A 20374-nucleotide genomic window follows, 5' to 3' on the forward strand; every position below is an offset into this window, starting at 1 on the left:
GACGAGGTGGCGGACCTCCTGACCAGGGGCAGCGTAACCGCCGCCCACCGGGTCCGCGACGGCCGCCCCGGCAGCGTGGCCCGCAGGGTGAGCCGTGACGGCCTGGTCGCCTGGCTGCTCGTCGGCGCGGTCGGCACCGGTGTGTACGCGAGCGGGCTGGTGAAGGTGTACGAGCCTCCGCGCCTGCACAAGTCGGATCTCGCCGGCACCTGGACGGACGGCCATGGCGGCACCGTCGAGCTCTCCGCCGACGGCGTGGCGGTCGCCGACGGGCTCGACAACTACGTCTGGGACGGCACCGGCAAGGACAAGCCGAAGGACTGCGACGGATCCGGCACCTGGACGCCGCTCAAGGACGGCGGGAGTGTGGAAGGCCTGTCCCTGCGCATCGGACCGTGTGAACTGTCGCGCGACTGGAGCGTCAGCGGTACGCAGAAGGAACCGCGGATCTTCCACGAGATCGGCAAGCCCGGATCCGGCAAGCGCTACGTGCTCACCAAGGTCGTCAAGCACGCGAAGAACAACCACACGAAGAAGTAGCGGACGGTCGCGGCAGCGGGCAGCGCGCTGCGGGTAGCGGCCAGCGCGCTGCGGGCCGTCGCGCGTCAGGCGGCGAACGGCGTCCGGCAGCCGTGCGTCAGGTGGTGAACGTGCCGAACATGCCGCGGTGGAAGATCAATGGGTCGGCGGCCGCCGGGCTCTCGTCCGTTCCCAGCGCCTCCACGCGTCCCACCACGATCAGATGGTCCCCGCCGGTGTGTACGGCGTGCACGGAGCAGTCGACCCAGGCCGGGGCGCCGGCGAGCCGGGGCGAGCCGGTCACCGGTGACGGCGCGTGCTCCACACCGGCGAACTTGTCGGCCGTCCGCGCCCCGCTGACCGCGAAGGCGCGGCAGAGCGCGGTCTGGCCGGCCCCCAGGACGTTGACGCAGAACACTCCCGCTCGCGCGATGCGCGGCCAGGTCGTGGACGCCCGGCCCACCATGAAGACCACCAGCGGCGGGTCGAGGGACAGCGCGGCGAACGACTGACACGCGAAGCCCGCCGGCGGTTCGCCCGCCCCGCCCGGCGCGGTGACGATCGTGACACCGCTCGCGAACCGGCCGAGGACGCGCCGGAATTCCTCGGGGCCCGGGGCGCCGGCCCCCGCCGCGGCACCGGCCCGTTCGTCCGCGCGGACCGCCCTCAGCGCGGCCCGGCGCCGAGGGGCCGCGGCCTCCGGAGGGCCTGGCGCGGAACCGGGGTCGCCCGGCGGCCGGAGGTAGCGCACGGCGATGGCCGCCATCCCCGCGTGTCCCATCATGGAAGCCATTGAAGCTGATGCACTGTCAGATCGGAAGCGCCGGGCGGGGCCCTGCTTGGTGCCCCGCCGCCGTCGCGTCTTCGGTTCAGCGGCCCCGGAAGCCGGGACTCCGGCGTTCCGCGAAGGCCGTGAGGCCCTCGATCGCGTCGGCCGTCGTCATGTTGATCTCCTGGGCGGCCGCCTCGGCGGCGAACGCGGCCGTGCGGTCGGTGTCGAACGAAGCGTTGACCAGCTGTTTCGTCAGCGCCAGCGCCCGTGTCGGCCCCGCCGCGAGTCGCTCGGCCCACGACCGGGCCACCGTCGGCAACTCGGCGTCCGGCACCACGCGGTTGACCAGGCCGAAACGTTCCGCCTCGGGTGCCGTGAGCGTGTCCCCGAAGAACATCAGCTCCTTGGCCCGCTGTGGTCCCACCAGGCGCGGCAGCAGATAGGCGCCGCCCCCGTCGGGCACCAGGCCTCGCCGGACGAAGACCTCCAGGAAGCGTGCCGATTCCGCGGCCAGTACGAGATCGCAGGCCAAAGCCAGATGCGCCCCGAGGCCGGCGGCCACACCGTTCACCGCGGCCAGCACGGGCTTCTCGCAGTCCAGAACGGCGCTGACCAGGCGCTGGGCGCCGCACCGGAGCGTACGGGCCACGTCGCCCGGCAGCCGATCGCCGGCGGGCCCGCCCCCGCCGCGAGGCGTGGCGCCCGGCGCCGCGCGCAGGTCCGCGCCCGCGCAGAAACCTTTGCCCGCCCCGGTGACCACCACGGCCCGCACGGCCGGGTCGGCGGAGGCCTCGGAAAAAAGTGAAATCAGGCGTTCGCGCTGGTCAGGGCCGATGGCGTTCAGGGCGTCGGGGCGGTTCAGTGTGATCCACGACACCTCGTTGTCAGTGGCGTGGAGTACCAATGACTCAGCGGATTCGCCGCGCCCGTCGGGTGCGGCGGATACGGCAGGTCCGTCATGCCCGACGGGCGTCTCACGGGGGGAGCGGGTCATGGGGGAACTCCTTGTATGCGCAGTGCGAGCCGTACGAGCTGCGCGGGCCGTACGAGGCGTACGGGCCGTACGAGCTCTGCGGGTCGTGCGAGCCGTCCGCGCCGCACGGGGCGTGCGCGCCGTGTCAGCGGCAGAACGCCAGTGCGTCGAGGGCCACGGCGCCCTGGCCGCGTTCCAGCACCACCAGGGGGTTGACGTCCAGCTCGGCGAGGCCGTCGCCGAGCTCCAGGGCCATGCGCTGGACGCGCAGGATGGTCTCCACGAGGGCGTCCACATCGGCCGGGGGAGCCCCCCGGACGCCGTCCAGCAGGGCCCGCCCGCGCAGCTCGCCGAGCATCGACCGCGCGTGGTCCTCGCCGAACGGCGGCACGCCCACGGCCGTGTCGCCCATGACCTCGACCAGTACGCCGCCCAGGCCGACGGTCACAGTGGGCCCGAAGAGGCGGTCGTGGGCCATGCCGACGGCCATCTCCACGCCACGCCCGATCAGTTGGCAGACCAGGATGCCGTCCAGGGGGAGCTGTTCACAGCGGGCGATGTCGGTCAGCTCGCGGTAGGCGTCGCGGACCTGGCTGGCGGAGGTCAGGCCGATCCGCACCAGACCCAGCTCCGTTTTGTGGGCCAGCTGGGGGCCGGAGGCCTTCATGACGACGGGGTAGCCGACGAGCCCCGCGGCGCGCACGGCTGCGGCCGCGCTGGTCACCAGCTGCTCTCTGGGCACGCGTATGCCGTACGCGCGCAACAGCTGCTTCGCGGCGTGCTCGCTGAGCTGCTCGCCCGGGCGCAGCAGTGCTCGCGCCTTGTGCGCGGAGGGGGAAGGGGTGCGCGGTGCCGTGTCGAAGGGGGAGCGGTAGCCGGTGGCGAAGCGGTGGTGGTCCAGATAGGCGCGGATGGCGGTGACGCAGTTGGAGAAGGTGCGGAAGGTGGTCACTCGCGAGGAGCCGAGCAGGGTGGTGCGGTAGGCGTCCTCGGTGCCGACCGGCGATCCCCACACCACGCACACCGGTTTGTCCGTCTCCTCCGCCGCGTCCACGAGGTCCTGCGCGAGCCTGTCGCTCAGCGGGGGGAAGGGCCCGGTGATCGGGCAGACGAGGACGCCGACGGCCGGGTCGTCGAGCAGTGCGTCGATGATCTTGCGGCCTCGCCAGTCGCCGACCGGGTGGCCCCCGTTGTCGACGGGGTTGGAGACGTTCAGATAGTCCGGGATCCACTGGTGGAGCTCGCTCTGCTTGGCCGGGGAGAGCACGGGCAGCTGAAGGCCGGCCGCCGCGGCCAGGTCGGCGAAGTGCGCACCGGTGCCCCCGGAGATCGAATAGACGGCCACCCCGGCGGCCTGCGGCGGCCTGGCGCGGGCGAGGAGCGTCGCGGTGTCCTGCAGCTCGTCCAGCCCGTCGACGCGGATCACACCGAACTGCCGCATGGCCGCGTCCACCACCGTGTCCGCGCCGGTCAGCTTGCCGGTGTGGGTGGCGGCGGTACGGGCCCCGGTCTCCGTCCGCCCCACCTTGACGGCGACGACCGGCACCTTGCGGCGGGCGGCCCGGTCGGCGGCGAGGAGGAAGGAGCGGCCGTCCTTGAGCCCTTCCACATACGCGGCGATCGCCCCGACCTCCGGCCGGCCGGCGAAGTAGGAGATGAAGTCGGCGCACTCCAGGTCCGCCTCGTTGCCGGTGGGCGCCCAGTGCGAGAGGCGGATGCCCAGTTCCTGGAGGGAGAAGAGAGGGCGTCCCTGGTGGCCCGACTGGGTGATCAGGGCGATGGCGGGGCCGTCGAGGTCCTCGCGGAAGCGCTCGAAGGCGTTGAGGTTGGTGTTGGGGCCCAGCAGCCGCAGCCCGGTGTCCCGGACGGCCTCGGCGAGGTGCTCCTGCGCGGTGGCTCCCTCGGCGCCGGTCTCGGCGAAGCCGGAGGCGAAGACGACGGCGAACCGGACTTTGCAGTCGGCGAGTTCCTGGACGACCGGTGCCGGGTCGCCGACCAGGAGGACGGCCAGATCGACCCGCTCGGGGAGGTCGTGTACGGAGGGATGGCAGGGGAGGCCGAAGACGGTGGTGCGGGTGGGGTGTACGGGATGGACGCGGGCGCCGACGCGTTCCGCCCAGGCGATGAGCTGCCGGGTGATGCCGGTGTTGGCACGGCCCTCGGTCTCCGAGGCGCCGATCACGGCCACCGACTCGGGGCGGAAGAACCGGTCCAGGTCGGGCACGTCCGGCTGGAGGGGGCGACCGCTGACGTCCAGCTCGCGCGCGGTGTCGGCCATGCCGTGGACGGCCGGGCCCGGTTGCTGTCCGCAGGCCGCCACGCGCGCCGGACGGGAGGTCGTGGTGAGGGTGCCGCGCGTCGATCCAAGCATCGTTCTCGCCCACTCCTGCTCAGAGGCCGTAACCGATAACCTGACGTGCAGTCAGGCTAGCGAGCTGATGAGCCGTCAGGAATGGGGCGGGCGCGCCGACGAGTGCCGGGAGGCCGGACGTGAGGGAGACCCCGCGCTGTGACGTGCCGGAGGTGGACGATTTCACGCGCCCCTACTGGGACGCTGCGGGCAGGGGGCGGTTGCTGATACGCCGCTGCCGGGCCGGGGGGTGCGGGAAGGCCCACCACTATCCGCGCGAGTTCTGTCCGCACTGCTGGAGCACGGATGTCGTCTGGGAGGAGGCGGGCGGCCGGGCCACGCTCTACACCTGGTCCGTCGTCCACCGGAACGACCTCCCGCCGTTCGACGGCCGGCTGCCCTACGTGGCCGCCGTGGTGGACCTGGCGGAGGGGCCGCGCATGATGACGGAGGTGGTGGACTGCGGGGAGGAGTCGCTGCGGATCGGGATGGAGCTGGCCGTGGCGTTCCGCTCCGGGGGCGAGCCAGGGACGGCGGTCGCCGTGCCGGTGTTCCGGCCCTCTCCTTGGCCCCGGGACACCCCGCACGGGCGGTGACCCCGGGTCAGGGCCAGAGGAGGTCGGTGGCCCAGGGAGCCTCGGGGGAGTCGCGCCGGTAGCGGAGACGGACATGCCGGCAGCGGACGTCGCCCTGGTAGAACTCGACCTCGTCGGCGGCCAGGACGTACAGCCGCCAGCTGTCCGCCGGTGCGTCGGGCTCGCGTTCGGCGCGCTCCCAGGCCGCTTCCACGGTGCGCTCCAGGGTCGCGCAGGAGGGCAGGACCTCGCTCTGGCGGTCCAGCAGGGCCAGGACCAGGGCGCTGGTGGACCGGCGCGCGAGGTCGGCCCGGGTCTCCGCCGTGCTCGCGGCCGTGACCCTGCCCTGGACGCGTACCTGGCGGCCGACGGCCGGCCAGTAGAAGGCCAGGGCCGCTTCGGGGCGGGCGGCCAGGTCCCGGCCCTTGCGGCTGGTGCGGTGGGTGGCGAAGTGCCAGCCGCGTTCGTCCGCGTCGTTCAGCATCACGGTGCGCGCGGAGGGGCGGCCGGAGGCATCGGCGGTCGCCAGGGTCATGGTGTGCGGCTCGGGCGTGCCCGCGCGGGCCGCCGCGCACAGCCAGTCCTGGAAGAGGGGCAGTGGGTCGGCGGGCGCGGTGGCGGGGTCGAAGTGCGGCAGTTCGGTGTCCCATACGCGCAGGGAGCGCAGGAGTTTCCGGAAGGACTCCTGCCGGCCGCGGTCCGGTTCGGGTTCTCCGCTCATACGGCCATCCAACCGCACCGGCGGCGGTCCGGCAGTGCGCCCACGCGGGGCGGTGTGTCCACGCGGGGCGGTGTGTCCGCGCGGGGCGGTGTGTCCACGCGGTGCGGTGCGGGCCGGTCGGTCATGTGCGGCCCAGGACGAGGGTGCCCGAGGAGCAGAACCAGCCGCCCGTGCCGGAGGCGACGGCCAGTTCTGGGAGTGAGCCGTCGGGGCGGCGGACCTGGCGGGCCGCCTCGGCGTCCCCGCGCAGCTGGCGGACGGCTTCGACGAGGAGGAAGAGGCCCCGCATGCCGGGGTGGCAGGCGGAGAGGCCGCCGCCGTCCGTGTTGGTGGGCAGGGCGCCGGTGGTGGTCAGGGTGCCGCCCGCCGCGAAGGGGCCGCCCTCGCCCTTGGGGCAGAAGCCGAGGTCCTCCAGGGTCACGAGCGTCATGTACGTGAAGGCGTCGTAGAGCTCCGCCACCTCGATGTCACCCGGGGTGACGCCGGCGCGCTCGAAGGCCAGACGGCCGGAGACGGCGGCGGGGGAGACGGTGAAGTCCTCCCACTGCGACATCGACGTGTGGGAGACGGCCGTGCCGCTGCCCAGCACCCACACGGGAGGCTGCGCGGCGTCCGCCATGTACTCCTCGCCCGCCAGCAACACCGCGCAGCCGCCGTCCGAGCGGACGCAGCAGTGCAGCTTGGTGAAGGGGTCGGCGATCAGAGGGCCGTCGAGGACGTCGTCGGCGGTGATCGGGGAGCGGTGGAGGGCGTGCGGGTTGTGGGCGGCGTTGGCGCGGGCCTGGACGGCGATGCCGGCGAGCTGTTCCAGGGTCGTGCCGTACTGGTGCATGTGGCGCCGGGCCGCCATGGCGTACTTGGCGACGAGCGTGTGCCCGTAGGGCACCTCGAACTGGGCGGGGCCCCGGGCGCCGAAGGAGAGGTTGGCGGTGCGGCGGCCGGCCCGGATGTCGGCGCGGGCGGTGGAGCCGTAGGCCAGCAGCACGGCGTTCGCGTGGCCGGCCGCGATGGCGTCGGCCGCGTGGGCGGCCATGACTTCCCAGGTCGAGCCGCCGACGGCGGTGGAGTCCACCCAGCGGGGCCGCAGCCCCAGGTACTCCGCGACGTCCACCGGGGGCAGTGCGCCCAGGCCGGCGGAGGCGAAGCCGTCGACGGCCGAGCGGTCCAGGCCCGAGTCGGCCAGGGCCCGGCGGGCGGCCTGGGCGTGCAGGGCGTAGGGCGTGACCTGGTCGAGCCGGCCGCAGTCCGAGAGGGCGACGCCGACGACGGCCACCTTGCGTTCGCGGGTGCCTGGACGCATGACACCTGACGGTACATCAGATCGCGGTGTCGTAAGGCTGGGAATGTGCGGTCGGCCTCCTTAACATGACGCCCCGTCAGCACCGGAGGGAGCCGCCGATGGACGCCACGCTGAGCGAGGAGCAGGCCGCGATCCGGCACACGCTGCGGGACGTGCTGGACAGGCGTTCCGGGCCGGAGAGCGTCAGGGCGGCGGTGCTGACCTGGGCCGGCTACGACGAGGCGCTGTGGCGCCGGCTGGCCGGCCGGCTGGGGCTGCCCGGGCTGGCCGTGGAACGGCGGTACGGCGGCGTGGGCTGCGGGCCGACCGAGCTGGCGCTGGCGTGCGAGGAGACCGGGCGCGTCCTGCTGCCCTCACCGCTGCTGTCGACCGCCGCCCTGGTGGCGCCCCTCGTCGCGGCCCTGGGCACGCCCGGCCAGCGCGCGCGGCTGCTGCCCCGGCTGGCGGCCGGTGAGCTGACCGGCGCGCTCGTCCTGCCGGGCGGCACGCTCTCCACCGTCCTCGGGCTCACCGGGGCGAACGACGGCGACTGGTCCGGGGGCGGTCGCGCGGGCGGTGTACAGGCGCGCCGCGCGGACGGCCGCTGGCGGCTGTACGGGGAAGCGGGGCAGGTCTTCGACGGGCACAGCGCGGGACTGCTGCTCGTCGCCGCGCACACGGGCGGCTACGCGCGCGGCCGCACTCTCCTCTTCGCCGTCCGGCCGGAGGAGACGCGCGGCGTGGTCCGTGCCCGGCTGACCGCCCTGGACGAGACACGCCCGCAGGCCCGGGTCGAGCTGCGGGACGCCGAGGCCGAGCTGCTGGGCGGCGGCGGCGACGGCGGCGAGTCCGCGGTCGTGCCGGACGCCCGGCCCGCTCTGGCCGCGCTGGGCGGCGTCGTGGCCGCCGTGCTGGCCGCCGAGGCGGTGGGCGCGGCGGACAGGGCGCTGGAACGAACGGTGGAGTACGCGCGCGTGCGTGAACAGTTCGGCCGGCCGATCGGCTCGTTCCAGGCGGTCAAGCACCGGTTGGCGGACCTGTACGTGGCCGTCCGGGCGGCACGTTCGGCGGCGTACTACGCGGCCTGGGCGGCCGTCGGCGGCCCGGACGCCCCGGCCGGATCGGCTGCCGGAGGGCTTGCCCTCGCCCAGGCCCTGGAGACCCTGCGGCTGGTCGCCGGCGAGGCCGTGCAGTTGCACGGAGGCGTCGGGGTGACGTGGGAACACGACGTGCAGCTGTACTTCAAACGGGCGGCCTCCGACGAACTGCTGTTCGGCCCCGTCCACCGGCTGCGCGCCCGTGCCGCGGACGCTGCCGGGCTGTTTGACGCCGCGGCGCGCCGGGAAACGGTGGTGCTGTGATGGCCGCTGTCGAGCGCCTGGTGCAGCGGGTCTCCTCCAGCCGTACGTTCGCGCGGATCGCCCCGCACGTCATCCCGGCGGTCGACCGCGCGGTCCACCGGCTGACCGGCGGCAAGGCGCTGCTGAGTTCGCGCATGCTGCCGAGCGTCATCCTGACGTCCACCGGGGCGAAGAGCGGTCTGCCCCGGCGCACGCCGCTCGCCTGCATGCCGGAACGCGAGGACGGGCCGGGCGGTGTGCGCGCCTGGGTCCTCATCGGCAGCAATTTCGGCCGGCCTGGCCATCCCGCCTGGACGGCGAACCTTCTCGCGCACCCGGACGTGGAGATCAGCTGGAAGGGACGGGACATTCCCGTGCGGGCCCGGCTGCTGAGCGGCGCGGAACGCGCGGCCGTCTGGGAGGACGTACTGCGGTTCTGGCCGCCCTACGGGCGCTATCAGGCGCGTATCGAACGGCAGATCCGGCTGTTCCGGCTGGAGCGCCGGTCGGTCTGAGCCGACGGCGGCAGGGGCGGCCGCCGTATGTGCGAACGGCGGGCCGCCCGGGTCGAGGACCGGGCGGCCCGCCGCTGCTATGACATGACAGGACAGGACGTGCTGCGTGCCGTGGGCACGCGGTGCGGTGACGCGGTGGGGTGAAGCGGCGCGTCCGGGCCGCGTTCACACGCAGGCGTTATGTACGGGCCGGTAAACATCCCGCACGGACACCGGCTGCTCGGCGGCTGCTTGCTCGGCTGCTTGCTCGGCTACTTGCTCGGCTTCTTGCCGGTGATGCCCAGGTGGACCAGGAGCGCGAGGTTCGGCTTGAGCTCGGCCTGCTTGACGCCCCAGCTGGTGAAGCCCTTCTGGTGGGACGCCACGGCCGCGAGCATCGCGACGAGGGAGCCGGCGATGGCCGCCGGGTTGACGTCCTTGTCGACCTTGCCCTTGGACTGGAGCTCCTTGACCGAGTCCGTGAGGGAGTTGGTGACGGCGTTGAGGACCTTCATGCGGATCTTGTAGAAGCGCTTGTCGCCCTCGGCGGCGCCCAAGTCGATCACGCGCAGGATGGCGTCGTTCTTGCGCCAGAAGCCGAGGAAGCCGTCCACCAGCTCCTCGGCCGCCTGCCAGCCCGCCCGGCCGACCCAGGAACGCCCCGCGACGAGCTCCGTCAGGCTCGCGCCCTCCTTCGCCATCTCCTCCGCGATCTCCAGGACCGCTCCCTCGACGTCCGGGAAGTACTGGTAGAAGGTCGCGGGCGAGGTGCCGGCCCTGCGGGCGACGTCGATCACCTTGACGTCGCGGTAGGGCGAGGAGCTGAGCATCTCACTGAGGCAGTCGAGCAACTTCTGCCGTGTCGCCTGGCCGCGCCGGCCGGCCACCCGGCCGTCGACGGTGCGTACTTGTCCTGTCATGCCGTCAGCTTACCGAGGGGTGATCGGAGCGCGATTCGGCCGCATGCAAATGGGGGCGGGGGTGCGGGGCCCGGTATAAGCGCAGGTCAGAGGGGGTGTGTGGGGGTGGCGGGAGAGTTGAACCGGATTGGCCCGTACCGGTGAATTGTCTTATCGACGGGCTGTGCGGGGGCGGGTGCGGGAGAGCACCGCACGGGGTGTGCGGACCGGCCTGCGGCACGCCCGCGCCCGCCGTCCGGTGCCCGCCCGTTACCGGTCTCTTGTCCGCAGATCGCGGGGGATTTCCGGCCCCGGGTTCGCAACCACGGGCCGCGCCAGGAAGAATCAGAGTGCGTACCCCGGGATAATTCGCGGTGAGACGCTGCACACGGGGCTGAAGACCTTCGAGCCCCCACGGGGAGGTGGCACACCAGTGGTGGAGCAGCTTACGCAGCACGACCCGAGACGGATCGGCCCGTTCGAGGTGCTCGGCCGGCTCGGCGCCGGCGGCATGGGGCTGGTCTATCTCGCCCGCTCGGCATCCGGCCGGCGGGTCGCGATCAAGACGGTGCGCACCGAGCTCGCCGAGGACCAGCTCTTCCGGGTCCGCTTCACCCGTGAGGTGGAAGCGGCCCGCGCGGTCAGCGGCTTCTACACCGCCGCCGTCGTCGACGCCGACCCGCGCGCCGCCGTGCCGTGGCTCGCCACCGCGTACGTGCCCGCGCCCTCCCTCGAGGAGATCATCAACGAGTGCGGTCCGCTGCCCGCACAGGCCGTGCGCTGGCTCGCCGCCGGCGTCGCCGAGGCGCTGCAGTCCATCCACGGCGCCGGGCTGGTCCACCGCGACCTCAAGCCGTCGAACGTCCTGGTCGTCGAGGACGGGCCGCGCGTCATCGACTTCGGCATCGCCTCCGGCGTTTCGAACACCCGGCTGACCATGACCAATGTCGCCGTCGGCACGCCCGCGTACATGTCACCCGAGCAGGCCCGTGACTCGCGCAGCGTGACGGGGGCCAGCGACATCTTCTCCTTGGGCTCCACCCTGGTCTTCGCCGCCACGGGCCACGCGCCCTTCCACGGCGTCAACCCGGTCGAGACGGTCTTCATGCTGCTCCGCGAGGGCCCGGACCTGAGCGGGCTCCCCGACGAGCTGCGGCCGCTCATCGACTCCTGCATGCAGATGGCCGCCGAGCACCGGCCCTCGCCCGCCGATCTGCAGTCGCAGCTCGCCCCGCACCTCTTCGCCTCCGGCGGCGGTGACGACAGCGGCACCGCCTCCGCGTGGCTGCCGGACAACGCTGTCGCCCTGATCGAGCGGCGGCGCGCCGGGCACCGTCCCGCCGCCAAGGGCGCGGGCTCCGCCGGCCGCCCCGGCGACGCCCGCGGCAGCAGCGGCAGTGGCGGCGGACGCAGTGGCCCGGCAGCCGTACCGCCGCCGCCGTCGCGCCCGCCCGCGGTGTCCGAGCAGGCCGTCGGCTACGACCCGGTCGGCGCGCAGGGCGTGCACGGCGGTCCCGGCGCGCACAGCGGCTGGGGCGACGGCCGGCCTGCCGCCCGTTCCGCCACTCCCGACCCGCGCGGTGGCCTGACCGGGCCGCACGGACGGCACGCGGGAGCGCCCGCCGCCGTCGGCGCGCCCGAGGGCACCGTGCGGCTCGCCGGCTCGCAGGTGCCGATCGGGCCAGGCCCGCGCGTCGCCGACGCGCGCGAAACCCAGCCGCACGCCCAGGCCGGCGCCACGACCGGCTGGGTCCGTCCGCCCGCGGGCGCGTCCGCCGCGGGCGTCGCCGCGCAGCCGGGCGGCTCCGCCGTCGTGCCCGTGCAGGCGTCCGCCCCCGCGGACGGCGGCAGCGAGCCCGGACGGTGGCGGCCCTGGCGGTTCCGCATGTCCAACGACGTGTGGGGCACCCCCACCGTGGCCGGCGATCTGCTCTACGTCACCTCCTTCGAGGTGCACGCGCTCGACGTCGGCACCGGACGGCGGCAGTTCAAGACCCGGGACGTCGCCTGGTCCATGGCCGTGGCGGACGGCCGCATACACGCCTCCGACGGGCCCACCCTGTACGCCCTCGACGCCGCCGACGGCACCGAGCGGTGGCGCCTCGCCACCGACGGCTGGGTCTACTCCCTCCGCGCCGACCGGGGCACCATCGTCACCGGCACGCGCGGCGGCGGCGTGCAGGCGTGGGAAGCCGCCAACGGCGAGCTGCTGTGGGAGATGAGCGGCGCCCAGACCGACTTCGAGACGCCCGACTGCGGGCCGTACGTCCAGGACGGCACCGTCTACGTCTGGGCCGACGCCCGGCTGCGCGCCCTGGAGGCCCGTACGGGCGTCGAGCGCTGGTCGTACCCGGTCGGCGACGCCGCCTCCTGCGGCGGCGTTCCGGTGCGGCTGCACGTCGCCCAGGACGGCGTTGTGTACGTCGCGGCGGGCACGCGCGTCCTGGCCGTCGACGTGGCCCGCGGGGACGTGCGGTGGCGGTTCGAGGCGCCGGCCGTCTTCCTGAGCCCGCCCGCCTTCGCGCCGGGCGCCGGCGTCACCGGCGGCGGCGTGTACGTCGCCGACTATCTCGGCACCGTGTACGCCCTCGACGCGGCCACCGGGCGCGACCGCTGGCGCATCGCCACCGAGGCCCGGCAGTCGACCGAACCGGTGCTGGTCTCCGGCGGGTCCGTGCATCTGGGCAGCGGAAGCGCGCTCTACACGCTCGACGCGGTGACCGGCACGCCCCGCTGGCGGTTCGCCGCCGGCGGCGACATCGTGGGCGCCCCCGTCGTGGCCGACGGGCGGGTGCACTTCGGCTCCGCCGACCACTGTCTGTACACCGTGGACGCGGCGGGCGGGCAGCTGCGCTGGAAGCTGGCCACCGGGGGTGAGATCACGGGGTCGCCGGTCGCGGCAGGTGGTGTGGTGTACGCGTGCAGCAAGGACCGATGCGTGTACGCCTTGGACGCGGCCAAGGGGACGGGATTGCCGCGTCGCTGAGCCCGGCTTTCGGGGGTGCGGCTCGCGAGGGCTTCGCCCCCGGGCCACCCCCTGGGGTGGTCACCGTACGTCGTGGTCGCGGGCTCGGGCCTTGAAGAGTTCTCCCTGTGTCTCCGGGGGAAGGTTGCCCAGTGCTATGAGGTGCGGTGCCAGGGACAAGGCTCTGGCTCGGGTCGACTCCTTTGCCGCCCACAGTGCGCGCACCGTTCCCTGTACCGGTTCCGTCGGGAGGGTGGCGATGTGTGCGGCCAGGCGTACGGCCGTGTTCACCGCCTCGCCCGGGGGTGTCAGCTGGGACACGAGGCCCGTGTCGTAGGCGCGTTGGGCCGTCATGCGTTCCGCCGTGCCCATCAGTGCGGTCCGTGCCGCCTCTCCGAACGGCATCAGCTGGGTCATGAACAGTGCCTCGTAGGCGCTGACCATGCCGTACGTCGTGTGCGGGTCGAAGAACGTGGCGTTCCGGGAGGCGACGAGGAACTCCGCCTCGGCGAGGAGGTAGAACGCACCTCCGCACGCCATGCCGTTGACCGCGGCGACAACGGGTTTCCAGAGGTCGGCCGCCTTCGGGCCGATGCGGAGGAGGGGGTCGTCCTGGGAGTACGGCGAGCCGGGCTGAGGGGTGTCTGCCGCGCGGTCCAGGCCCGTGCAGAAAGCCGTGTCGCCCGCGCCGGTGACGACGACGGCGCGGACCGAGTCGTCTGCGCGTATGTGCCGCCAGACGCGGGGGAGTTCGGCCGCCGTCGCCGTGTCGATCGCGTTCAGACGGTCCGGGCGGTTGAGGGTCACCAGGGCGACGCCGGCGCTGGGGGTGGTCAGTTCCGGTGTCACGCCGGCCGCCACTGGGGGACGACGAAGCCGGGGGTGAGACGGACGAACACCGCCTCCACGGCCGCTCCGATGGCCGGTCGGGTGTCCGGCGGCGGGCCCAGGAGGGAGTCCGCGCCCGCCACGAGGTTGCCCACCAGGCGGATGCCCGGCGCGTCCGCCAGCTCCACGAGTGCCACCGCGTACGGCGTCCGTTCCGTGTAGGCCGGGAGCAGGGGCGGGTGCGGGATCACGTACGACCAGATGTGACCGTTCCCGTTCATCCGGCGCCAGGTGTGCGCGAAGGACTGGCACGCGGGGCAGCAGGGCCGGGGCGGGAAGCGGAGCCGGCCGCAGTCGGCGCAGGCCTGGACGCGGAGTTCGCCGCGTGCCGTGAACTGCCAGAACGGGGCTCCGTCGGCGTCGGGGACCGGCGGCAGGAGGCCGTTGTCAGTGGTGCCCCTCATCATGGAATCGGTCGCGGGATCGGTCATGGGAGTGTCCTCAGCAGGAGTGCCGACGTGGGGACGCCCTCGCCCGCCGTGACCAGGCACGTCGTCGCTCCGGGCAGTTGTGCCGTCGATGTGCCGCGAAGCTGCCGGACCCCCTCGTTGATGAGGTTGAAGCCATGGACGTACGCCTCGCTCAGCCCTCCGCCGCCGGTGTTGATCGGCAGGCGGCCGCCCGGTTCCAGGGCGCCGTCCTCGGTGAAGGCCGCGCCCTCGCCGCGTCCGCAGAAGCCGTAGCCCTCCAGGGAGAGGGGGATGAGCGGGGTGAACGCGTCGTAGATCTGGGCGACATCGACGTCCTGCGGGGTGAAGTCGGCCTGCTTCCAGAGCTGCCGGGCCGCTGTCCAGGAGGGGCCGGTCAGGGGGTCCTCGTTCCAGTAGTTGACCATGCCGTGGTGCTGGGCGGGCAGGGCCTGGGCGGTGGCGTGGACGGCGACGGGGCGCTGCCGGCAGTCGGCGGCCCGCTCCCGGGAGACCACGACGCAGGCCAGGGCGCCGTCCGTCTCCAGGCAGTTGTCGAAGAGACACAGGGGCTCGCTGATCCAGCGCGACGTCATATACGCCTCGCGGGTCAGCGGACGGCCGTGCATCGTGGCCGCCGGGTTCTGGAGGGCGCGGTTGCGGCAGGCCAGGGCCACGTTGAAGAAGTGGTCCCGGGTCGCGCCGTACTCGTGCATATAGCGGCGGGCCAGCATCGCGATCTCGTCGACCGGGCGCAGCAGTCCGAACGGCCGGGTCCACTGCGCCGGCGTGGGCAGCTGGGCGCGGGTGTCGCGCCAGGGGCGGGGGCCGGAGCCGCGCTTGCGTGACCGCCAGGCCACGCCGACGGTCGCCCGGCCCGTGGTAATCGCGGCGGCCAGGTGGGCCACGGTCGCGCAGGAGCCGCCGCCCCCGTAGCCGGTCTTGGAGAAGAAGGTGACGTCGCCCGCGCCGATGGACTTGGCGATCTCGACCTCGTCCGTCTCCTCCATCGTGTAGGAGGCGAAGGCGTCCACCTGGGACGGGTGGATGCCGGCGTCGTCGAGGGCGGCCAGGATCGCGCGGCAGGCCAGGGTCTTCTCGGACTCGGGGAGACGACGGGAGAAGGGAGTCTGACCGATGCCGACGATCGCGGTGGTGTCCTTGAGTCCTGTCGCCATCGCCGCCTCCGTGCTGTGGACGCTGCTGACGCTGCTGACAGCGCGGAAGGGTACCCCTAATCTGACGACTAGTCAGCCAGCTGGTCCGTCGGAGGGGCTGCCATGCGCGGTGACCTGGAGTTCGGCTCGATACCCCGGTTGGTACGGATCGCCGCCGAGCGGTACGCCGATCGGGAGGCCGTGGTCGAGGGCCGGTCGCGGATCACCTACCGGGAGCTCGGCGAGCGCGTCGGGCGGGCAGCCGCCGCGTGCCTCGCCGCCGGGGTGGAGGCCGGGGACCGGGTGGCCGTGTGGGCGCCGAACACGCTCGACTGGATCACCGCCGCCCTGGGCGCGGTCATGGCGGGCGCGGTGCTCGTGCCCGTCAACACGCGCTTCAAGGGCGCGGAGGCCGTCCAAGTGCTGCGCCGCAGCGGGGCCCGGCTGCTCTTCGTCACCGGTACCTTCCTCGGCACCTCGTACGTGGCCGCCCTGCGCCGGGCGGCGGACCCGGCGCACGGCCCGGCGCCGGGCCGTGCACCCGGCCGGCCGCCGGGCCGGCCTCCGCACCGCCGCGACCACACCGGTGCGCCGCCCCTGGCGGGGCTGCCGGAGCTGCGGGAGGTGGTGGTGCTCGCCGACGACGCGCCGGACGACTTCCGGACGTGGAAGGAGTTCCTTTCCACCGGCGACGCCGTACCCGAGGGGGCGGTGCGGGCCAGGGCGGACGCCGTGGCGCCCGGTGCGGCGTCGGACATCGTCTTCACCTCCGGCACCACCGGCGTGCCGAAGGGGGCTGTCGTCAGCCATGCGCAGACGCTCCGGGTCTTCGGGGCCTGGAGCGAACTGGCCGGGCTGCGGGAGGGGGACCGCTATCTGATCGTCAACCCGTTCTTCCACACCTTCGGTTACAAGGCCGGGGTCCTCGCCTGTCTGATGCGCGGCGCCACCATGGTTCCGCAGCCGGTGTTCTCGGCCGACGCCGTCCTCGCCGTCGTGCCGGCCGAGCGGATATCCGTGCTGCCCGGGCCGCCCACCCTCTACCAGGCCCTGCTGGACCACCCCGCCCGGGCTGCGCACGACCTGTCCTCGCTGCGGGTCGTGGTGACGGGCGCGGCCGTCGTGCCCGCGTCGCTGGTGCGGCGGGTGCGGGGGGAGCTGGGCGCCCGGACCGTGCTGACCGCCTACGGGCTGAGCGAGGCCACCGGAGTCGTCACGATGTGCCGGCGCGGCGATCCGCCGGAGGTCGTGGCCGGAACCTCGGGACGGCCCCTGCCCGGCACCGAGGTCAAGGTGGTGGGCGCGGACGGCGCGGTGCTGCCGGCGGGCGAGCCGGGGGAGATCCTGGTCCGCGGCTACCAGGTGATGGCCGGCTACTTCGAGGATCCGGAGGCCACGGCCCGGGTCGTGGACGAGGAGGGCTGGCTGCACACCGGCGACGTCGGCGTGCTGGACGGCGCGGGCAACCTCCGCGTCACCGACCGGATCAAGGACATGTTCGTCGTCGGCGGCTTCAACGCCTATCCCGCCGAGATCGAGCAGCTGCTCGCCCGGCATCCCGGGGTCGCCGAGGCGGCCGTCGTCGGGGTGCCCGACGTGCGGCTCGGGGAGGTGGGCAGGGCGTTCGTGGTACGGCGGCCGGAAGCGCGGGGGCTGACCGGGGAGGGGCTCATCGCCTGGGCCCGGCGGGAGATGGCCAACTACAAGGTGCCCCGGGAGGTCGTCTTCGTCCCCGCTCTGCCGCGCAATGCCGCCGGCAAGGTGGTCAAGGGGCGGCTGCCGCATCCGGGTCCCCGGACCGGCAGCGGGAATCCCCTGGCAAGCGGGGGCGTTGAGGACTGACGTACGCCCGGTGCGTGCGTGTCGGCGTGTCGGCTTGTTCGGCTCCGCGGACGCCCGCACCGTCGAGGGACCGCCTGGCATCCGGCCCGGCGGCGACCGGGAGATCCGCCGGGAAGTCCGCAGGCGAGAAGGGCCGCACCCATGCCGCTGTCCGTGGAAGAACGAGAGACGTTCCTGGCCGAGCCGCATGTCGCGGCCCTGTCCGTGGAGTCGGGCGAGGAGGGGCGCGGACCGGTGACCGTGCCCATCTGGTACACGTACCAGCCGGGTGGTGACGTGGTCGTCTGCACCGGCCGCACCTCTCGCAAGGCCCGGCTCATCGCCGACGCCGGCCGCTTCACGCTCATGGTCGACCGGACCGCGCCGAGCTACCGGTACGTCTCCGTGGAGGGGGAGGTCGTCTCGATCGCGACCGCGACCGAGGACCAGGTGAGAGAGCACGGTTCCCGCTACCTGCCCACGAAGGAGGCCCTCGAGGGCTACCTGCGACAGGTGATGGCGGAGCCCGACGCGGTCGTCGCGATCACGATGCGGCCGCGGCACTGGCTGACGGCTGATGTGAGCGCAGCGAGCTGAGGCCCGCGCGCCGCCGTGGCGTCAGCCGAGGTCCAGGTCGGCCAGGTGGTCGTCCTGCGGCTGTCCCTGCCAGCCGGCGTGGTGGTCCAGCGTCCCTGCGGTCCAGCCGGTCTCGGCCGTCAGGCCGGCCGGCGGGGTGCCGACGTGGTCGTCGGCGAGGGCGGGGGCCGAGCCCAGCAGCGCGGCGGCGCCGGCCAGGGCGACTATGGCGAGTGCCTTCCGGCCGCGGTGCGCGCCGGCGGTCGTGGTGCGGTTCATTGCGACTCCTCTGTTCGGGGGCATGGTGCCTCTCCAGGTACCCGGAGTACCGGGCACGGGACTGAAGGTGTCAGTGAATGTTCCGGTGTTCAGTTGATGCGCACGGGAATGGCCGAAACCTTTCCCGCTCAACCCTGAGGGGCCGGCATCGACGGCTCCCCCTCCGCGCCGTCGACGCCGGCCCCTGTCGGTCCCCCCGTCGGCGGCCCGCCGTGTCCCCCGTCGGACCGCCTCCCCCGTTGGGCCTTTCCCCCGTCGGGCCCGGGGCTGTTCCCCCGTGCTTCCCCCGTGCGTTCCCCGGGCCCGTGTGGTGCTGCTGGTGCTTCGGTGCCGTTCCCCCGTGCTGTGCCGTTCCCCCGTGCTGTGCCGTTCCCCCGTGCTGTGCCGTTCCCCCGTGCTGTGCTGTTCCCCCGTGTGTGCTGTCCCCCGTGCGGCGACGTCCCCCCGGACGTCCCCGATTCCCCCGTTGCATCCCCCGTGTTCCCCCGTGCTTTCCCCCGGTGCCCCCCCTCGGGCGTCCCGCCGGAGCCGGAGTCCCCCCGGACCCGGCCCGGCGGGGCCGTTTTCCCGGAGCTTCCGGCCGATGTTGGACGGAAGCTCCGCGAAACGCTTTCGCGCTGGTCAGAAGGGCTTCTCCGTCGACATGTGGTCGTCCTGCGGAGCGACCAGCGTGGCCTTGGCGACCGGCGGCGGGGACGACATGTGGTCGTCGTTCGGCGCCGCTGCCTGCAGAGGCTTGACGGGCGGGGACGACATGTGGTCGTCCTGTGGTGCTGCCACGACGGGTTGCTGCTTGTTCTCGTCGTTCATGGCGTCAACTCCGGTGATCAGTGCGAGTCGTTGGTGGATGGGGTTGCGTAACCCGCCCGGCGACTCCCCCGAGGACCGCCGGACGGGCGACATTGGGGCAGATCGCCCCAGAGGTGAGGCCTCACCTACGACCCGCCTGCCCCCCGACGCGACGGATCGACATCCCTTAGATTGACGCACCACGATAAACGATCGATGAACGGGCACGTGGCAGCCGTTTCCGCCCCGACAGGTGGGGTGTTGTGCCCCTCCGTGTCCGGTTCAGGTCGTTGCGGAAGGCCGTGGAAGGCGCTGCCGGGACGTGGCGGACGCGCTGCGGAACGGTCCTACGCCGCCACCACCGGCGTCAGCAGTGTCCGTACCTCGTCGGCCTCCGGGGAGCCCAACTGCTCGAAGCTGGCCAGGGCCTCCGTCCAGCAGGCGTGGGCGCGCCCCGTCTGGCCGAGGGCGTCCAGGCAGCGGCCGAGGACGGTGAGGATGTTGCCGCGCCGCCATTCTCCACCGATGCCGCGCAGTACGGCCAGGGCCTGCTCGGCGTGGGCGGCCGCCTTGCCGGGCTGGGCGGTGGCCAGGTGCAGCTCGGCGATGCGGAAGAGCGTCATGCCCTCCCAGAACCGCTGCCGGTTGTCGCGGAAGACGGGCAGCGCCTCGTGGAGGTTGGCCATGGCCTCCTCGTGACGGCCGGCCTCGGTGAGGGCGACCGCGTAGGCGTAGAGGGCGTTGGCGTGCCGCCAGGAGGGGTTGGTCTCCCGGTAGAGGACGATGGCCTGCTCGGCGAGGCGGACGGCGGACTCGACGCGGCCGGTCGCCAGGTGCGCGCGCGAGAGGTTGCACAGGGCGCTGGCCTCGCCGGGCTTGTTGCCGTCGGCGCGGAAGGCCTCCAGGGCCTGGCTGATGTAGGTCTCGCCGTCCTCGTGGCGGTGCTGGTAGAGCGCGACGATGCCGCAGTTGTTGGCGGCGTTGGAGCAGGAGATGGGGTCCTGGCAGGCGCGGCCGAGCAGCACGGCGTTGCGGGCCTGCTCGTCGGCCTGGGCGAAGCGGCCGGCGAGGCTGTGGACGTGGGCCAGGACGGTGCGGGCCCTGGCCTCGGCGCGGGTGTCGCCGGCGGCCCGGGTGGCGGCCAGCAGCAGCGTGGCGACCTGCTCGTACTGGCGGGAGTCGGCGCCGGACTCGGCGACGTCCTTCGCGGCGAGCAGCAGGTCGACGGCGCGCCGCAGGGCGTCCCCGGTGGAGCCGGCGTGCTGGCGGGCGCAGGCGAGGAGGCAGTCGGCCTCGGCGTAGAGCCAGTCCCCGGCGGCGAGGGAGTCGGTGAAGGCCAGGCCGGGGTGGGTGGTGGGCGTGAGGTGGGCGCGGAGCCGGTCGCCGGGGCGCTCCAGGACGTATACGCCGGCGGCGGTGGCCAGGTAGAAGTCGAGGAGGCGGGAGAGCGCGGCGGTGCGTTCGGTGGGCGGGTGCTCGTCGCGTTCGGCGCAGGCACGCGCGTAGAGCCGGACGAGGTCGTGGAAGCGGTAGCGGCCGGGGGCGGCGGATTCGAGGAGGGAGGTGTCGA

Annotated in this window: 18 protein-coding genes and 1 pseudogene; 7 read left to right on the top strand and 12 right to left on the bottom strand. The window is 73.7% G+C overall.

Going from position 1 to position 20374, the window contains the following annotated elements:
- A pseudogene (locus AB0K09_RS12325) lies at positions 1 to 540 on the top strand (hypothetical protein); the annotation flags it as partial.
- 97 nt (positions 541 to 637) lie between these two features.
- Here the strand turns inward: AB0K09_RS12325 and AB0K09_RS12330 are convergent.
- From AB0K09_RS12330 to AB0K09_RS12340, 3 genes are all read right to left on the bottom strand, one after another.
- A complete protein-coding gene (locus tag AB0K09_RS12330) occupies positions 638 to 1303 on the bottom strand; it encodes a flavin reductase family protein (RefSeq protein ID WP_366065274.1) in 666 nt (221 codons plus the stop codon).
- An 85-nt stretch (positions 1304 to 1388) separates the two neighbouring features.
- Entirely contained in the window at positions 1389 to 2285 is an 897-nt protein-coding gene (locus tag AB0K09_RS12335) for an enoyl-CoA hydratase-related protein (RefSeq protein WP_366065275.1), read from the bottom strand.
- A gap of 124 nt (positions 2286 to 2409) precedes the next feature.
- Positions 2410 to 4635, bottom strand: a complete 2226-nt coding sequence (locus AB0K09_RS12340; protein ID WP_366065276.1) for an acetate--CoA ligase family protein — start codon at positions 4633 to 4635, stop codon at positions 2410 to 2412.
- 119 nt (positions 4636 to 4754) lie between these two features.
- On the opposite strand from AB0K09_RS12340, the gene AB0K09_RS12345 reads away from it, so the two are divergent.
- Positions 4755 to 5210, top strand: a complete 456-nt coding sequence (locus AB0K09_RS12345) for an OB-fold domain-containing protein (RefSeq protein WP_366065277.1) — start codon at positions 4755 to 4757, stop codon at positions 5208 to 5210.
- Positions 5211 to 5217: 7 nt separating this feature from the next.
- Here AB0K09_RS12345 and AB0K09_RS12350 read toward each other — a convergent pair whose 3' ends face one another.
- Both AB0K09_RS12350 and AB0K09_RS12355 read right to left on the bottom strand, forming a co-directional pair.
- Positions 5218 to 5910, bottom strand: a complete 693-nt coding sequence (locus AB0K09_RS12350; protein ID WP_366065278.1) for a pyridoxal 5'-phosphate synthase — start codon at positions 5908 to 5910, stop codon at positions 5218 to 5220.
- A gap of 121 nt (positions 5911 to 6031) precedes the next feature.
- Positions 6032 to 7210: an acetyl-CoA acetyltransferase gene (locus AB0K09_RS12355; protein WP_366065279.1), complete on the bottom strand. Its 1179-nt coding sequence runs from the start codon at positions 7208 to 7210 to the stop codon at positions 6032 to 6034.
- Between the two features lie 98 nt (positions 7211 to 7308).
- Between AB0K09_RS12355 and AB0K09_RS12360 the strand changes: the two genes are divergently transcribed.
- Positions 7309 to 8550, top strand: coding sequence for an acyl-CoA dehydrogenase family protein (locus tag AB0K09_RS12360; RefSeq protein ID WP_366065280.1), 1242 nt, complete (start codon positions 7309 to 7311; stop codon positions 8548 to 8550).
- Positions 8550 to 9044: a nitroreductase family deazaflavin-dependent oxidoreductase gene (locus AB0K09_RS12365; RefSeq protein ID WP_366065281.1), complete on the top strand. Its 495-nt coding sequence runs from the start codon at positions 8550 to 8552 to the stop codon at positions 9042 to 9044. The genes AB0K09_RS12360 and AB0K09_RS12365 overlap by 1 nt, the downstream gene beginning before the upstream one ends.
- Positions 9045 to 9295: 251 nt before the next feature.
- Here the strand turns inward: AB0K09_RS12365 and AB0K09_RS12370 are convergent, their stop codons facing one another.
- The gene (locus AB0K09_RS12370; protein WP_366065282.1) at positions 9296 to 9943 is read right to left on the bottom strand and encodes a TetR family transcriptional regulator; all 648 of its coding nucleotides are present in this window, start codon (positions 9941 to 9943) and stop codon (positions 9296 to 9298) included.
- Positions 9944 to 10355: 412 nt separating this feature from the next.
- Between AB0K09_RS12370 and AB0K09_RS12375 the strand changes: the two genes are divergently transcribed.
- The gene (locus AB0K09_RS12375; protein ID WP_366065283.1) at positions 10356 to 12908 is read left to right on the top strand and encodes a PQQ-binding-like beta-propeller repeat protein; all 2553 of its coding nucleotides are present in this window, start codon (positions 10356 to 10358) and stop codon (positions 12906 to 12908) included.
- A gap of 60 nt (positions 12909 to 12968) precedes the next feature.
- On the opposite strand, the gene AB0K09_RS12380 is transcribed toward AB0K09_RS12375, so the two are convergent.
- The 3 genes from AB0K09_RS12380 to AB0K09_RS12390 are packed head-to-tail and all read right to left on the bottom strand — an operon-like array spanning position 12969 to position 15360.
- Positions 12969 to 13736 carry an enoyl-CoA hydratase/isomerase family protein gene (locus AB0K09_RS12380; RefSeq protein WP_366065284.1) on the bottom strand — a complete coding sequence of 256 codons (768 nt, stop codon included), beginning with the start codon at positions 13734 to 13736 and terminating at the stop codon, positions 12969 to 12971.
- A complete protein-coding gene (locus AB0K09_RS12385) occupies positions 13733 to 14206 on the bottom strand; it encodes an OB-fold domain-containing protein (protein ID WP_366065285.1) in 474 nt (157 codons plus the stop codon). Before AB0K09_RS12385 ends, AB0K09_RS12380 begins: the two co-directional genes overlap by 4 nt.
- Complete coding sequence (locus AB0K09_RS12390) at positions 14203 to 15360, bottom strand: lipid-transfer protein (protein ID WP_366065286.1); 1158 nt, start codon at positions 15358 to 15360, stop codon at positions 14203 to 14205. The genes AB0K09_RS12385 and AB0K09_RS12390 overlap by 4 nt, the downstream gene beginning before the upstream one ends.
- Positions 15361 to 15462: 102 nt before the next feature.
- Between AB0K09_RS12390 and AB0K09_RS12395 the strand changes: the two genes are divergently transcribed.
- A complete protein-coding gene (locus AB0K09_RS12395) occupies positions 15463 to 17181 on the top strand; it encodes an AMP-binding protein (RefSeq protein WP_366065287.1) in 1719 nt (572 codons plus the stop codon).
- 141 nt (positions 17182 to 17322) lie between these two features.
- On the top strand, positions 17323 to 17757 hold the full coding sequence (locus AB0K09_RS12400) for a pyridoxamine 5'-phosphate oxidase family protein (RefSeq protein ID WP_366065288.1): 435 nt from the start codon (positions 17323 to 17325) through the stop codon (positions 17755 to 17757).
- 21 nt (positions 17758 to 17778) lie between these two features.
- Here the strand turns inward: AB0K09_RS12400 and AB0K09_RS12405 are convergent, their stop codons facing one another.
- The 3 genes from AB0K09_RS12405 to AB0K09_RS12415 all read right to left on the bottom strand — a co-directional run.
- Entirely contained in the window at positions 17779 to 18015 is a 237-nt protein-coding gene (locus tag AB0K09_RS12405; protein ID WP_366065289.1) for a hypothetical protein, read from the bottom strand.
- 621 nt (positions 18016 to 18636) lie between these two features.
- Positions 18637 to 18825, bottom strand: coding sequence for a hypothetical protein (locus AB0K09_RS12410; protein ID WP_366065290.1), 189 nt, complete (start codon positions 18823 to 18825; stop codon positions 18637 to 18639).
- A 326-nt stretch (positions 18826 to 19151) separates the two neighbouring features.
- On the bottom strand, positions 19152 to 20374 hold a 1223-nt coding region (locus tag AB0K09_RS12415), incomplete at its 5' end, for a tetratricopeptide repeat protein (protein WP_366065291.1).

The sequence above is a fragment of the Streptomyces sp. NPDC049577 genome (assembly GCF_040675635.1).
GTDB lineage: Bacteria > Actinomycetota > Actinomycetes > Streptomycetales > Streptomycetaceae > Streptomyces.